At 44.8% G+C, this 15,360-nt stretch carries 11 protein-coding genes; 2 read left to right on the plus strand and 9 right to left on the minus strand.

Annotated elements, in window-relative coordinates; genetic code table 11:
- The 6 genes from ppiD to tig form a co-directional block, all read right to left on the minus strand.
- Positions 1–1,847 (minus strand): peptidylprolyl isomerase (gene ppiD / locus AACQ17_RS16020; protein ID WP_094167622.1); only part of this gene is annotated, 1,847 nt, incomplete at its 3' end.
- Between the two features lie 157 nt (positions 1,848–2,004).
- Positions 2,005–2,277, minus strand: a complete 273-nt coding sequence (locus AACQ17_RS16025) for an HU family DNA-binding protein (RefSeq protein WP_026027116.1) — start codon at positions 2,275–2,277, stop codon at positions 2,005–2,007.
- A 195-nt stretch (positions 2,278–2,472) separates the two neighbouring features.
- Entirely contained in the window at positions 2,473–4,824 is a 2,352-nt protein-coding gene (gene lon / locus AACQ17_RS16030; RefSeq protein ID WP_088728763.1) for an endopeptidase La, read from the minus strand.
- A gap of 120 nt (positions 4,825–4,944) precedes the next feature.
- Positions 4,945–6,225, minus strand: coding sequence for an ATP-dependent protease ATP-binding subunit ClpX (clpX, locus tag AACQ17_RS16035; protein ID WP_013857185.1), 1,281 nt, complete (start codon positions 6,223–6,225; stop codon positions 4,945–4,947).
- An 83-nt stretch (positions 6,226–6,308) separates the two neighbouring features.
- Positions 6,309–6,935: an ATP-dependent Clp endopeptidase proteolytic subunit ClpP gene (clpP, locus tag AACQ17_RS16040; protein WP_010317461.1), complete on the minus strand. Its 627-nt coding sequence runs from the start codon at positions 6,933–6,935 to the stop codon at positions 6,309–6,311.
- A gap of 105 nt (positions 6,936–7,040) precedes the next feature.
- Positions 7,041–8,342 (minus strand): trigger factor, encoded by a 1,302-nt coding sequence (gene tig, locus AACQ17_RS16045; RefSeq protein ID WP_013857186.1) that lies wholly within the window; start codon positions 8,340–8,342, stop codon positions 7,041–7,043.
- Between the two features lie 581 nt (positions 8,343–8,923).
- Here tig and AACQ17_RS16050 point away from each other — a divergent pair.
- Together AACQ17_RS16050 and AACQ17_RS16055 are read left to right on the plus strand one after the other, a co-directional pair.
- Positions 8,924–10,711, plus strand: coding sequence for a sensor histidine kinase (locus tag AACQ17_RS16050; RefSeq protein WP_094147493.1), 1,788 nt, complete (start codon positions 8,924–8,926; stop codon positions 10,709–10,711).
- 49 nt (positions 10,712–10,760) lie between these two features.
- Positions 10,761–12,101: a sigma-54-dependent transcriptional regulator gene (locus AACQ17_RS16055; RefSeq protein WP_094147494.1), complete on the plus strand. Its 1,341-nt coding sequence runs from the start codon at positions 10,761–10,763 to the stop codon at positions 12,099–12,101.
- 49 nt (positions 12,102–12,150) lie between these two features.
- Here the strand turns inward: AACQ17_RS16055 and AACQ17_RS16060 are convergent, their stop codons facing one another.
- From AACQ17_RS16060 to AACQ17_RS16070, 3 genes are all read right to left on the minus strand, one after another.
- The gene (locus tag AACQ17_RS16060) at positions 12,151–13,512 is read right to left on the minus strand and encodes a TRAP transporter large permease (RefSeq protein ID WP_013857190.1); all 1,362 of its coding nucleotides are present in this window, start codon (positions 13,510–13,512) and stop codon (positions 12,151–12,153) included.
- A 3-nt stretch (positions 13,513–13,515) separates the two neighbouring features.
- Positions 13,516–14,202: a TRAP transporter small permease gene (locus AACQ17_RS16065; protein WP_026028632.1), complete on the minus strand. Its 687-nt coding sequence runs from the start codon at positions 14,200–14,202 to the stop codon at positions 13,516–13,518.
- A gap of 133 nt (positions 14,203–14,335) precedes the next feature.
- Positions 14,336–15,331 carry a TRAP transporter substrate-binding protein gene (locus tag AACQ17_RS16070; RefSeq protein WP_017044592.1) on the minus strand — a complete coding sequence of 332 codons (996 nt, stop codon included), beginning with the start codon at positions 15,329–15,331 and terminating at the stop codon, positions 14,336–14,338.
- Between the last annotated feature and the right edge of the window lie 29 nt (positions 15,332–15,360).

The following is a 15,360-nucleotide window of genomic DNA, read 5'->3' on the forward strand; positions in this document are numbered from 1 at the left end:
ACATAATATTCAATGTCTGTATTTTTACGCAAAGTTGTAAGTATCGCAGCCAAATCACGTTGGCTACCGATGCGCTCTAACTGAGCCGTAATTTGATCGTTGTACTGAGGTGTGACTTTAGCCTCAACCTTATGTAGTTCAACAAGAACAATATCACCGTTCATTGCTTTCGCTTGACCGTAAACCACACTATCTGTAGCGGGTTTAGGGAGAGAAAACACCGTACTCGCCAATGGAGAGCTACGATCAATCATTTCCAACTCAGCAAATTTTAACCCACGCTGTTCCAATAAGGATTGGTCACCTTGCTTTAGGGTATCAATCAATTTTGTGGCTAACTCAATCGCTTGTTGTTCGCCTTTGACTTTAGAAAGCTGAGTAACCACTTGCTCTTTCACTTCAGCCAAAGGAAGAACTATTTGTTCCCGAGCATCATCAACACGAACAACGATAACGTGTTCTGGGGCAACTTCTAATACCTCAGAATTGAGCCTATCTTCTTTTACCTCTGGGCTTAGAATAGCTTGAAGAACAGCTGGATTTTTAAGAATTTCAGGCGCATCTTGCTGAGAAATAAAATCGGTTTTCTGAATCTTAGCTGAGATAGCGTTTGCTGCTTCATCCAGAGAGTCAGGTGATTCAAATGCCACTTTTTCTAGCTTAGTCTGCAACTCATAAAACTGATCAGCGGCCTTTTGGTCTACCATTTCAGCTTTGATTTCAGAGGCAACCTGTGCGTAGGGCTGTGCGATAGGGGCTTTAACATCATCAAGACGGATAATGTGATAGCCAAATTCAGATTTGACCAACCCTGTGATATCCCCTATCTGTTCGATAGCAAAGGCTGCTTGTTCAAAAGCTGGGTCCATCACATCATGTTCAATCCAACCTAGCGAACCACCCTCTTCTGCGCTTCCTACGTCTTCTGATTTTTCTTTCGCTAAAGTCGCGAAATCAGCGCCAGCATTCAGTTCATCGAGAATTGCCTTTGCTTTAGTTTTATCATCACCTTGAACCAAAATATGGCTTACTTTACGTTGTGCTTGAGTGGAGTATTTGTCTAAATGCTCTTGGTAGTACTGCTCGGCCTGTTCATCAGACACTACAATTTGGTCTTTCAATTGTTGGGCAGAAAGCTCGATATAAGCCACTTTAACCTGCTCTGGACGGGTATAGCGCTCTGCATTTTGTTGATAATATTGAGTAATTTCTTCATCACTCAACTCAACATTTTTAGCAAAGTCGCTGAGTGACAATGTGAGCGCACGGATATCACGGGTTTGAGAGATCAGTTCACTTTGCTGATTAACCTCACCCTGCAACGTAAATTCACTACCTTGGATAGCACTAAGTAACTGGTTACGGATAAGATCACGACGTAGATATTCTGCAAAGCTTTCAGCAGAGAAACCTGCACGGCGAAGAGCCGCTTGATAGATTTCTTGGTCAAACTTACCGCCTGTCTGGAATTGAGGCATGTCTAAAATCATTTTACGAACCTGATCATCGCTCACTCGTAAACCTAGTGATTGTGCATGCTGCTCCAACAATAAATCGTTAACCATACGATCAAGCACTGACTTACGAAATGACTCGACATACTGAGGATCAGCGAGCAAGTTAGCAAAATAATCCCCTAATTGGGATTGCATGCGATTGCGCTCGTTCTGGTACGCTTGTTCAAATTCACCACGGCCAATCTCACTATTGCCAACTTTAGCCGCAGCATTACTGCCACCGCTTACCAAGTAGCTACCGACACCTGCGAATACGAATGATAAGATAATCATTCCTAGAATAATTTTCACCGCGATGCTGTTCACGCCTTCGCGTAATCGATCCATCATAATCTAACTGCTCTCCGGATAAGAAGCTTCACACTTCAGCCTAAAAATTGAATAGCGCGATAATATCAGAAAAAGAAATGCGCATCAGTAGGATGCGCATAATTTCAAAAGGTTCGAATTAATTTTGCGCTTAAGCCGCAAAAAATAACGATTTTGATTAGTTGCAAGCGTCTTTAAGCGCTTTGCCTGCTTTGAAAGCAGGTACTTTTGCTTCTGCGATTTGGATCTCTTCACCCGTTTTAGGGTTACGACCCGTGCGCGCTGCACGAGTGCGAACGCTAAATGTACCAAAGCCAACAAGCGCTACTTGATCGCCAGATTGAAGAGTGCCACTAACGGCTTCGATGAATGCATCAAGAGCACGGCCTGCCGATGCTTTAGAGATGTCAGCGTTTTCTGCGATTTTTTCTACTAATTGTGTTTTATTCACTGTGATTCCCCTTTGCGTCACCCATTATTATTTTTTAACGGTGACTTTTCGTTCCATTAAGTTCCCAAACTAGCTTGAAGCCTTATTACATCTGGGCTGCAAGCTATAGGGGCTTACGTTAGCGCCCAAAAAAAACGCTGACAAGCCTTTTTAAGCCTATCAGCGTGATCTTTTACTTATTTTTGCTGCACATCACTATTTTTTAGCTTCAAATTCAACCCCAGAAGGGTCTCGTTCAAGTGCGATCTTCAAAACTTCATCAATCCATTGAACGGGAATGACTTTTAGATCAGCAATCACATTTGCAGGGATCTCTTCCAAATCACGCTCATTCTCTTTTGGGATCAATACGGTGGTGATACCACCACGATGTGCTGCGAGCAGTTTTTCTTTCAAACCGCCGATAGGTAATACTTCACCACGCAACGTTATCTCACCCGTCATCGCGACTTCCGCTTTCACAGGATTACCCGTCAAGCTAGAGACAAGCGCCGTACACATAGCAATACCCGCGCTTGGGCCATCTTTTGGTGTTGCGCCTTCTGGCACGTGAACGTGAATGTCACGCTTTTCATAGAAATCAGCGTTAATCCCTAATTTCTCGGCGCGTGCGCGAACCACCGTCATCGCAGCTTGAATGGATTCTTGCATCACCTCGCCCAGAGAACCAGTTTGCGTCAACTTGCCTTTGCCAGGCATTGATTCGGTTTCAATAGTCAGCAAATCACCGCCTACTTCTGTCCATGCTAAACCCGTAACTTGGCCAATTTGGTTACTGTCGTCGGCTTTGCCAAAATCACAACGTTGCACACCTAGAAACTCTTTTAAATTCTCTTGGTTGGCTACCACGGTTTTTACGTCTTTATTCAACAAGATTTTCTTCACCGCTTTACGGCAAATTTTTGAAATCTCTCGCTCTAAGCTTCGTACGCCCGCCTCACGTGTGTAATAACGGATAATACCAATGATGGCTGAATCTTCGATAACAATTTCATGAGGCTTCAAACCATTCCGCTCAACTTGCTTAGTCACTAGATGGCGTTTAGCAATATTCAGCTTTTCGTCTTCTGTATATCCGGAAAGGCGGATAACTTCCATACGGTCAAGCAGCGGACCTGGGATGTTCATTGAGTTTGATGTCGCAACAAACATGACATCAGACAAGTCATAGTCCACTTCTAAATAGTGATCGTTAAAGGTGCTGTTTTGTTCAGGATCAAGCACCTCCAACAATGCGGAAGATGGGTCACCACGCATATCTGAAGACATTTTGTCGATTTCATCAAGCAGGAACAGTGGGTTTTTCACGCCAACTTTCGCCATTTTTTGAATCAACTTACCCGGAAGAGAACCGATGTAAGTACGGCGGTGACCACGAATTTCTGCTTCATCACGCACTCCACCTAACGCCATACGGGTATATTGTCGACCTGTTGCCGCCGCTATCGAGCGGCCAAGAGACGTTTTACCAACGCCCGGGGGACCAACAAGACACAAAATTGGCCCTTTCAGCTTGTTGATACGACTTTGTACCGCGAGATATTCTAAAATACGCTCTTTGACACGATCTAAACCATAGTGATCGGCATTTAAAATCTCTTCAGCTTTTGCCAAATCTTTCTTAACTTTTGAACGTTTGGCCCAAGGAACATTGACCATCCAATCAATATAGCTACGCACAACGGTTGCTTCTGCAGACATTGGAGACATCATCTTTAATTTCTGCAGCTCTTGTTCCGTTTTTTGGCGCGCTTCCTGCGGCATTTTGGAATCGTCAATCTTCTTCTTCAGCATTTCAAATTCATCAGGTGCGTCATCCATCTCACCTAATTCTTTCTGAATCGCTTTCATCTGCTCGTTGAGGTAATACTCACGCTGAGATTTTTCCATCTGCTTTTTAACACGACCACGAATTCGTTTTTCAACCTGTAATAGATCGATCTCCGCTTCCATTTGTCCCATTAAAAATTCCAAACGTTCACTGACATCAACAATTTCGAGAACTTTTTGTTTTTCAATCAATTTCAATGGCATGTGAGCGGCGATGGTATCAGCCAAACGCGCTGCTTCATCAATCCCATTTAACGACGTTAATACTTCAGGCGGGATTTTCTTATTGAGTTTGATAAAACCATCAAATTGGTTGATTGCGCTACGAACGACGACTTCCTGCTCTTTATCATCCAACTCAGGAGTGACAAGATACTGCGCTTCTGCGGAGAAAAATTCACGCTCGATGAAGCGATCAATTTTCGCTCGCTGTTGGCCTTCAACCAACACTTTCACGGTACCGTCAGGTAATTTCAGAAGTTGTAAAATCGTTGCAACTGTCCCGACTTCAAAAAGATCTTCAATTTTCGGTTCGTCGGTTTCCGCTTGCTTTTGTGCCACAAGTAACACTTGCTTGTTGTTATCCATCGCCGCTTCAAGGCATTGGATGGATTTTTCTCTGCCAACAAACAAAGGAATGACCATGTGAGGATAAACCACCACGTCACGTAGAGGTAGTACGGGGATCTCGATACGCTCGGAACGTTCCAAGTTCATATTATTCTCTCTTCCGCTTCAACTGATTACCGAGTATATGGGGGCTAACTCACTGGATTCAATAACAGAATAAAAAAAAGGAGGTATTTGCTACCTCCTTTAAATATTTCTGATTGAGATTTACTCTGCGCCAGCCGCTTGGCTCTCATTTCCGCTGTAAATTAGTAGCGGTTGTGATTCACCATTAATGACTGATTCATCGATAACCACTTTGCTGACATCGTTTACCGATGGCAGTTCATACATGGTTTCGAGTAGTACACCTTCCAATATAGAGCGTAAACCACGTGCGCCCGTTTTGCGGTTCATTGCTTTTTTTGCAATGGCGCGCAATGCGTCTTCACGAAACTCTAGGTCAACGTTCTCTAACTCAAACAAGGCTGCGTACTGTTTCGTCAGCGCGTTTTTCGGCTCACACAAGATTTGAATCAGTGCTTCTTCATCCAGCTCTGTCAAGGTAGCCGTTACGGGAAGACGACCGATAAATTCAGGGATCAACCCATATTTTACCAAATCTTCAGGCTCTACTTGATTGAACAACTCACCGATAGTTTTGGTTTCATCTTTAGAACGAACTTCCGCACCAAAGCCAATACCTGAACCTGTCGCAACACGTTGTTCAATCACTTTATCTAGGCCCGCAAATGCACCACCACAGATAAAGAGGATTTTGGATGTGTCTACCTGTAAAAACTCTTGTTGTGGATGCTTACGGCCACCTTGCGGCGGAACCGAAGCGATAGTGCCTTCCACCAATTTCAACAGCGCTTGCTGAACCCCTTCACCTGAGACATCTCGGGTAATTGAAGGGTTTTCTGCTTTACGAGAAATCTTATCAATTTCATCGATGTAGACGATACCACGTTCCGCTTTTGCAACGTCATAATCACATTTTTGCAGCAGCTTTTGGATGATGTTTTCAACATCTTCGCCGACATAACCTGCTTCAGTTAATGTGGTGGCGTCTGCCATTGTGAAAGGTACGTCTAGGAAACGAGCTAATGTTTCTGCAAGCAGTGTTTTACCACTACCTGTTGGGCCAATAAGAAGAATATTACTCTTACCTAACTCAACCCCATCGCTCGTTTTATCACCGTTTCGTAAACGCTTGTAGTGATTATATACGGCCACTGCGAGCACTTTTTTTGCATGTTCCTGGCCAATCACATAGTCATCAAGATGTTCACGGATCTTATGCGGCGTAGGTAACGCCTCAGATTCCTTTTTTGGCAGAACATCCTTAATCTCTTCACGAATGATGTCGTTACATAAATCAACGCATTCATCACAGATGTAAACAGAAGGACCGGCGATCAGCTTGCGAACTTCGTGCTGGCTTTTGCCACAGAAAGAGCAATACAACAGTTTACTACTACCGCTCTCTTTGCTTTTGTCTGTCATTCGCTAACCTCTTAGCCTTTACTTTTAATCGTCTGAGTGTAACTCAAATTACGCCAAAATGCGTTAAACAATTCTGAGAACTGTTATTCGCCGCGGTGACGCAAGACTGCATCGACTAAACCGTATTCCACAGCTTGGTCAGCAGACATAAAGTTATCACGGTCGGTATCACGCTCGATAACTTCAAGCGGTTGGCCTGTATGCTCAGCAAGCAATTTGTTGAGTTTTTGCTTGATGGTAAGGATCTCTTGAGCATGGATCTGGATATCCGAAGCTTGGCCTTGGAAACCACCTAACGGCTGATGAATCATCACGCGTGAGTTAGGCAACACATAACGTTTCCCCGGAGCGCCACCAGCCAATAGGAATGCTCCCATTGAACAAGCTTGGCCCATACAAACAGTGCTAACATTCGGCTTGATGAACTGCATGGTGTCATAAATTGACATACCAGCAGTCACACTACCTCCTGGCGAGTTGATGTAGAGGAAAATATCTTTATCAGGGTTTTCCGATTCTAAAAACAACAGCTGCGCTACAACAAGGTTAGCCATGTGATCTTCAACTTGACCCGTTAAGAAAATCACTCGTTCTTTGAGTAGGCGAGAATAAATATCGTATGAGCGCTCACCGCGGGAAGTCTGCTCAACCACCATGGGTACTAGCGCGTCAAAAATTGGCGACATTGCGTTTTTTTCTTGGTAGCTCATATTGTTATGTCCCTAAAATAAATGGCCCGAATGATGGGTATCACACGGACCATTGTTAGCAGAATAGTTAACCTGTAGTCAACCACCTACGCTACATATTGCTTATTAAGCAGGTTGCTGGTTCATTAGCTCATTGAAGCTAACAGCCTTTTCAGAAACCTGTGCTTTAGCAATGATCGCGTCGATTGCTTGCTCTTCTAGAGCAAGGTTACGCATGTTGTTCATCATTTGCTGATTTTGAGAATAGTATGCCATTACTTCAGCTGGATCTTCGTACGCTGTTGCCATCTCTTCGATCAATGCTTTCACTTTATCTTCGTCAGCTTTTAGCTCTTCAGACTTGATCACTTCACCAAGAAGTAGGCCAACCACTACGCGACGTTTTGCTTGTTCTTCGAACAATTCACGTGGTAGTTGAGCGGCGGCTTCTGGGTTACCGCCAAAGCGTTGCGCAGCTTGTTGACGCAGTACGTCGATCTCTTGATCGATCAGTGCAGAAGGAACATTGATATCGTTCTCTTTTACTAGACCTTCAATCGCTTGCTCTTTAATGCGGTTTTTTACTGCTTGCTTAAGTTCACGTTCCATATTCTTGCGAACTTCAGCTTTCAGCGCTTCAACGCCACCTTCAGCCACACCAAATTTGGCAACGAACTCGTCGTTTAACTCTGGTAATTCACGCACTTCAACTTTGTTGATTTTAATTGCGAATTTCGCCGCTTTACCTTTTAGATTTTCCGCGTGGTAATCTTCAGGGAAGTTAACGTCGATTTCAAATTCCATACCTTTGGTTTTGCCAACGATACCGTCTTCAAAACCAGGGATCATGCGACCTGCACCCATTTCTAGAGGGAAGTTTTCAGCTTTACCGCCTTCAAACTCAACGCCATCAATAGAACCAACGAAATCGATCGTCGCGCGCGAACCCGCTTCCGCAGCTGCGTCTACTTCTTTCCACGTTGCTTGTTGCTTGCGTAACGTTTCTAGCATCTCAGCAACGTCTTCTTCCTTCACTTCAACCGCTGGTTTTTCAACAGTGATGTTTTCTAGACCTTTTAACTCAACTTCTGGATATACTTCAAAAGTTGCATTGAAAACAAGGTCTTGGCCTTCTTCGATAGAAACTGGTGCGAATGTTGGTGCGCCTGCTGGGTTGATTTTCTCTTTTACGATAGCTTCAATGAAGTGGCGTTGCATCACTTCGCCCATGACGTCTTGACGTACCGCTTTACCGTACATTTGCGCAACCATTTTCAAAGGCACTTTGCCTTTGCGGAAACCATCGAAACGACGATTCTTAGCGATATTGCGTAGCTCTTTTGTAACTGCATCTTCGATGTTAGCAGCAGGAACAGTAATATTCAGACGGCGCTCTAGGCCTTCTAGCGTTTCAACAGTAACTTGCATTATTTATAAACCTCAAAACTGGCCCAGTATTTCTGAGCAATATGAGCCGCAACTTAGGCGATGCCTTGTGCTTGGCTGCATCCTTGTGTTGTGCTCTATCCGAACACTTATATTAAAACCAGCATCAACATTGGCCAAAAGACCCAATATTGGACTAATAAGCGATATCTTTAGAGACTCTAATGCATCACAAAAGGTATCTCTGATTAGTCTCAGGACAGAAAATTTAGACGCGACATTCTACCGACCAGAATCAGTGCTGTCGAGCCAATCACCGCAGAGAGATGATTCCGTACCCTAAATTGCTTTCTAAGTGCTAAAAATTCCACCAACGTGAAAAAGCACAGTTTTGAAATGGGGACAATAAAGGCTTTTTCAAGGGAATCGAGGCTTTTTTTACCCCAAAAGCGTAAAAAGAGATCTTGCTCCTGTTTTGCACCCCACAATTGCGCTCTTTTTAAACATCACCCAAAGGAAAACCAGTAGAATTATGAGTCAATGCTGGGAGCATTATCACTTGCAAAAATGGATATCTCTCGCAAAAGAACTGCCCTTGTCGCGCCGCTGAACATGGAGAAAGGATGCTACATATTCGCCGAGTAAACCTTATTTTTGTAACGTTATTCCTTTTGTCTACCGCGGCTGGGGCGCATTTTGTTTGGCGGCACAACTACCAAAGTTTATTGATTGAACATCAAGCTCAGCTAGAGCGATTCTCTAGCCACATCACCACAAAACTTGATAAATATGCACATATCCCAAGATTGCTAGCCAAAGATAAAGAACTCATTGACGCTTTACACAGCCCCAGCAATAGCGCCCAAATTGAAATCACTAATCGCTATTTAGAACAGGTCAATGAAGTGATTCAAGCCGCTGACACCTACCTCATCGACCAATATGGCAACACGATCGCAGCAAGTAACTGGCACCTCACTCATTCATTTATTGGCCGAAACTTCGCTTGGCGGCCTTACTTTAAAACGGCCATAACTGGGCAAGAGAGCCAATATTTTGCGTTAGGATCAACATCGGGGCAACGAGGATATTACTACTCCTACCCTATCGTTTATGCCGCGGATGTCATTGGCGTAGTGGTAGTGAAGATGGATCTTTCCGCGATTGAGGAAAACTGGCAGAGCAAACAAAGCTATTTTGTCGCCACCGACGACAACAACATTATTTTCATGTCCAGCCAACCGGAGTGGCTGTTTAAAAGTGTTGCCATGCTGAGCGAAAGCGATCGAATTGCGGTTCAAAATAGCCGCCAATATCTTGATACCTCCATTCGCTCACTCGGATTGATCGGCGATTTCAGCGCATCCGTTGCCGAATGGGAAAATCCTTATCAAACTTGGATTAAAGGCGATTTCATCGTTTCAACCAAACCGCTGCCCAGTATCGGGCTCAACATTCGGGTTTTATCGCCCAAAATAAACATTTTCTGGGATAGCTTTGGATTTACTCTGATCAACAGCATGCTGTTTGCCATCGTCTACTTAGGGCTATTACTGGTTCATCACCGCCAACTCAAACAGCGCCAAATCGAACAGTTACAGTCTGAAGCAAAACAAAAATTAGAGTTTCTGGTGATGGAGCGAACCTCTGCACTGCACGCGGAAATTGCGGAGCGAAGTAAAACAGAGAGCATGTTACGCCAAACTCAAGATGAATTGATCCAAGCTGCGAAACTGGCTGTGCTTGGGCAAATGTCCGCCAGTATTAGTCACGAGCTGAATAATCCACTGGCCGCTATCCGCAGTTTTGCCGACAATGGGCGGCGTTTTTTAGCCAATGGTAAGCCGGAACGGACCGATGACAACTTGACTCGCATTTCAGCGCTCACCGAACGCATGGCTAAAATCAGTGAACAGCTCAAATCGTTTGCGCGAAAAAGTAACACCGATGAGAAAGTGAACGCGCAATTATTACCGATTATTTTGTCGACAAAAGAGTTGATGCAACCGCAATTTAAATCGAATTTGATTCAGTTTGAGATGGAATTACCCGCGATGGATCTTTGGGTGCGTGTCAATCCAATCCAACTAGAACAAGTCTTGATTAACTTGCTAACCAACGCGATGCAGGCCCTTGAGGAACAGCATCAAAAATGCGTTCGTTTGAGCACTGAGTGCAAAGCCTCTCAAGTGTTGATCCATATTGATGATAACGGCCCGGGAATTACACAAGAAAAAATAGCCCATCTTTTCGAACCGTTTTTCACCACGAAAAAAAATGGCTTAGGCTTAGGCTTGTCGATTTCACAGCAGATAATACAAAGCATGGACGGTGAGTTAACGATGGCCAGTTCACCGCAGTGTGGGGCGCGATTTTCAGTCTCTCTACCGATCGTTACGCCAAGCGTGTGATTTACAGACAAAGTATGGTTTAAAGATAAAAAGCAGTTAAGGACAACCAATGTGTGATGTATTTTTTATCGATGATGAGGCGGATATCCGTATCGCCATTGCGCAAAGTTTCGAGCTCGCCGACCTCACAGCGCGGTTATTTTCCAGTGCGGAAGAAGCTTTACTGGCGGCCAAAGCAGACGGGCTGCCTCTTGTGGTGGTGAGCGATATTTGCTTACCTGGCCTCAGTGGCCAGAGCTTACTCAACTCGATTCATCATCAAGATGCTGAGGTCCCTGTTATTTTGATCACAGGGCATGGCGATATTTCGATGGCCGTACAAGCGATGCACGATGGCGCATACGATTTTATCGAAAAACCTTTTGCTACTGAACGCTTGATAGAAACCATCCACCGCGCGATAGAAAAACGCCACTTAACGTTAGAAAATCAGCAGCTAAAACGCAGCTTAAAAGCGAGCCAAACTCTTGGACCACGCATTATCGGTAATACTGGCAACATCCAAGCGTTAAGGGGCACCATCACTCATGTCGCCGACACTCAGGCTGACATTCTACTGTTTGGCGAAACTGGCACAGGAAAGGAGCTGGTTGCTCGCTCGTTACATGAGCAGAGTTCTCGCCGCGAGCTCAATTTCGTCGCACTGAACTGCGGCGCAGTGCCTGAAAATTTGATAGAAAGTGAACTTTACGGCCATGAAAAAGGCGCCTTTACTGGCGCTGAAACCAAACGCATTGGTAAATTTGAACACGCACAAGGAGGCACCTTATTTCTGGACGAGATTGAATCAATGCCGATGCAGGCACAAATTCGTTTATTACGCGTACTGCAAGAAAGAGTCATTGAACGTGTTGGGTCCAACACCTTGATCCCTCTGGATATTCGAGTCATCGCCGCAACAAAAGTCGATTTAAAGCAAGCAGCTCAAGCAGGCACCTTTCGTCAAGATCTCTACTATCGCTTAAACATTGTCACATTAGATATTCCACCACTTCGCCAACGTAAAGAGGATATTCCTGCGCTTTTCCATCACTTTTTGTTAGTGGCCGCGGCTCGTTACGGTAAAGCGGCAACCGCACTCTCTCAACCTGAAATGCAGCGCTTAATCAGCCATGACTGGCCGGGAAACGTGCGCGAACTACGCAACGCCGCAGAGCGCTATGTGCTATTGGGGAAACTGGCTCAGTTAGACGACAGCGAGCCATCACAAAAATTACCCACCCATTTAGTCGAACAAGTGGCCGAATTTGAAAAATCCGTGATCGAACAAGCATTGATTGAGTGTGGTGGGCGTATCAATGAAACAATGGAAAGGCTCAACGTACCGCGTAAAACGTTGTACGACAAAATGCAGCGTTACGGATTAGACAAAGAGCTCTATAAAATATAGAGCTCTAATAACATGCCGCAGCCATAGAAATTTCAGGTCAGCATTTTGGTTACTTAGTGATGATTTCCGGCCCCATTAAGGTGGTTGGTAACCAAGTGGAAATCCAAGGCACGTAGGTCACAATCATCAAAAATAGGAACATAATCGCCACCCACGGTAGCGCCGCTTTCACCACATTCATCATCGACATTTTGGCAACCCCTGCGGTGACAAACAAGTTTAACCCGACAGGCGGTGTGATCATCCCTATTTCCATGTTCACCACCATCATGATCCCAAGGTGAATGGGGTCAATACCGAGTGCGATGGCGATGGGGAAGACCAATGGAGCAACAATGATCAGCAGCCCTGATGGCTCCATAAACTGACCACCAAGTAGCAGTAATATGTTGACTACAATCAAAAATGTTATAGGCCCGAGACCGGCAGAAAGCATCGATTCAGCAATAATTTGCGGAATGCGCTCTTCGGTCAGAACATGTTTCAATATTAATGCATTGGCGATAATAAACAGCAGCATGATGGTCAGTTTGCCTGCATCAAACAAAGTCGCTTGCGTATCTTTATGGAAAAAGGCTTGCACGATTTTGACCAAGGCAGGTTTGGTATTTTCTTTGTCGGCGAACGGCCCCATATCTTTGTAAACAAAATTGGCAATCAAGAAAGCGTATACCGCTGCCACCGCAGCCGCTTCGGTTGGCGTAAAGATACCACCGTAAATCCCGCCGAGAATGATCACCACCAGCAACAAACCCCAGCTGGCATCTTTGGCGGCGAAGATCGCTTCTTTCCAACCCACAAAAGGTTGTTTCGGCAGGTTTTTAATTCGTGCAAAAATGTAGATAGCAACAATCAGCATCAAACCCGCTAATAAACCTGGGATCACACCGCCTAAAAACATGCGCCCTACCGATACATCGGTCGCGGCTGCGTACACGACCATTACAATCGAAGGTGGGATCAAGATGCCCAATGTACCAGCATTACAAATAACCCCCGCAGCAAACTCTTTGCTGTAGCCATTTTTAACCATTCCGGCAATAACAATACTGCCGATCGCCACCACTGTAGCAGGCGAAGAACCAGACAGCGCCGCAAACATCATACAGGCCACTACCGAAGCAATCGCAAGCCCTCCCCGAAACCAACCCACCATAGCGATAGCGAAACGGATAATGCGTTTTGCCACACCTCCGGTTGACATAAAGCTGGAAGCCAAAATAAAAAATGGAATCGCAAGCAAAGTGTAATGGCCTTCAAAAGCGTTAAACAAGGTTTGAGCCACTGACGCTAAAGAAGTATCGGAGTGCCAAAGTAGGAACAGAACGCTGGATAATCCGAGCGAGATAGCAATGGGTACACCGACTAACATAAAGCCGATGACCATAACAAACAGCAGTAAAATATCCATGAATTAACGCTCCTTGCGAGAATCAATAGGCGGGGTCGCTTCGCGGTTCGGCTCTAACATGGTCTCGCTCACTTGTGCCATTTCCGCTTTCAGCGCTTCAAGATCTTCCTCGGCTTCATGGCCAGAAATCATTCTGTCTAACTTACCGCTGAGAATTTGATAGGCGATTTGTAAAAAGCGAAAAGTGAGTAATCCCATCCCGATAGGCAATGCCATGTATGGAATAAAGCGCGGCATTTTTTCATAGCGCTCCCCTTCATTGAGCCAATCGGAGAGAAATTGCAGCATTTCCGGCATAGGAATATCGTCGGTTTCATACCAAGCACGCTCAGTCGCAAACGGATACCAGTAATTCCACGAACCGATGAGCAGTAAAATAGAAAAGGTTAAACAACAAGCCACCGCGACCAGTGCAGACACTTTTCGCATGGTTGCAGGCACCATGTTAATGACCACATCAACTCCGATGTGAAAGTGTTTCTTTACCCCATAGGACGCACCAACCAGTACCATCCATGCAAACATGAACACGGTTAATTCCAATGCCCATAAAATGTTGCCGTTAAAAACATAGCGATAAACAACGTTAACGAACGTTAATAAGGTCATCGAGCCCAAGAAGAATGCAATCAGCATTTCTTCAATCGCATCGGTAAATCGGCCGACTTTAGAGAAAAAAGAGTGTTCCATGTGATACATCGCTCTCATAGTAATTATCGGAATTGACTCAAGGTCACCGCACGGCTTCAGGTTAGTTATCAATGAGACGAGCAATAAACGCGTTGAGTCCAACCCCACCACGCAAGGTGGGGTTGGAGGCTGATTATTTGTTTGAAGCCAGCGCTGCCTCAATCAAATCTGAACCGATGTCTTTTTCAAATTTCTGCCACACAGGCTTCAGCGTTGTAACCCATTGCTGGCGCTGTTCAGGTGTGAGAGTGCGGATCACGCCTCCGGCTTCCAACACGTATTGTCTATTTTGGAGCTCGACTTTATTTGATTCCGCATTACGCGCTTCAGTGACTTCTTTTAAAATGGTCGCGAACTGGTCACGCACGTCGGCTGGCAGGCTGTCCCACCACTTGCTCGATGTCACCACTAGGTAGTCCAAAATGCCGTGATCGGTTTCGGTAATGCCATCTTGCACTTCAAAGAATTTCTTACCATAAATGTTAGACCATGTATTTTCTTGACCATCAATAACTTTAGTTTGCAAACCGCCATACACTTCTGCAAAAGACATTTTTTGCGGGTTTGCACCAAGCTGCTCAAACTGAGCCACCAGTACATCAGATGCTTGCACGCGGAACTTTAATCCTTTTGCATCCGCAGGAACGAGTAGAGGTTTATTGGCTGACATCTGTTTCATACCGTTATGCCAAAACTCCAACCCTTTCACACCACGACGTGTCATTGAATTTTTCAGTTTTTCACCGTCAGCTGAGTTTTGGAAACGGTCAACTGCGTCCACATCCTCAAATAGGAATGGCAGGTCAAAAATACGGAATTTTTTGGTGAATTTTTCAAATTTTGATAATGAAGGCGCCGCTAGCTGCACATCGCCGTTTAGCATGGCTTCCAATACTTTATCGTCATCGTATAAGGTTGAATTAGGGAAAACTTGTAGGCAAGCCTTACCATTCATCTCCTTATTAACACGCTCTTCAAGCAGCGAAGCCGCAATACCTTTAGGGTGCTTATCTGTATTCGTGACGTGGCTAAACTTAATGACGATTTCGCCGGGGTCGCAATTTGCGGCCGCATTAAAACTGGTTACAGCAAGAATGGAAGCGGTCAGCAAAGTCAGTGGCTTTAACATTATTATTCTCCTTGATTGAACATATCAGC

Source organism: Vibrio sp. V10_P2A27P122, assembly GCF_963874335.1.
Classification (GTDB): domain Bacteria; phylum Pseudomonadota; class Gammaproteobacteria; order Enterobacterales; family Vibrionaceae; genus Vibrio; species Vibrio anguillarum.

Coding starts and splice junctions, on each gene's coding strand:
- AACQ17_RS16055 (WP_094147494.1), top strand. CDS start 10,761: ATGTGTGATGTATTTTTTATCGATGATGAGGCGGATATCCGTATCGCC.
- AACQ17_RS16070 (WP_017044592.1), bottom strand. CDS start 15,331: ATGTTAAAGCCACTGACTTTGCTGACCGCTTCCATTCTTGCTGTAACC.
- AACQ17_RS16060 (WP_013857190.1), bottom strand. CDS start 13,512: ATGGATATTTTACTGCTGTTTGTTATGGTCATCGGCTTTATGTTAGTC.
- tig (WP_013857186.1), bottom strand. CDS start 8,342: ATGCAAGTTACTGTTGAAACGCTAGAAGGCCTAGAGCGCCGTCTGAAT.
- AACQ17_RS16050 (WP_094147493.1), top strand. CDS start 8,924: ATGCTACATATTCGCCGAGTAAACCTTATTTTTGTAACGTTATTCCTT.
- clpX (WP_013857185.1), bottom strand. CDS start 6,225: ATGACAGACAAAAGCAAAGAGAGCGGTAGTAGTAAACTGTTGTATTGC.
- lon (WP_088728763.1), bottom strand. CDS start 4,824: ATGAACTTGGAACGTTCCGAGCGTATCGAGATCCCCGTACTACCTCTA.
- clpP (WP_010317461.1), bottom strand. CDS start 6,935: ATGAGCTACCAAGAAAAAAACGCAATGTCGCCAATTTTTGACGCGCTA.
- AACQ17_RS16065 (WP_026028632.1), bottom strand. CDS start 14,202: ATGGAACACTCTTTTTTCTCTAAAGTCGGCCGATTTACCGATGCGATT.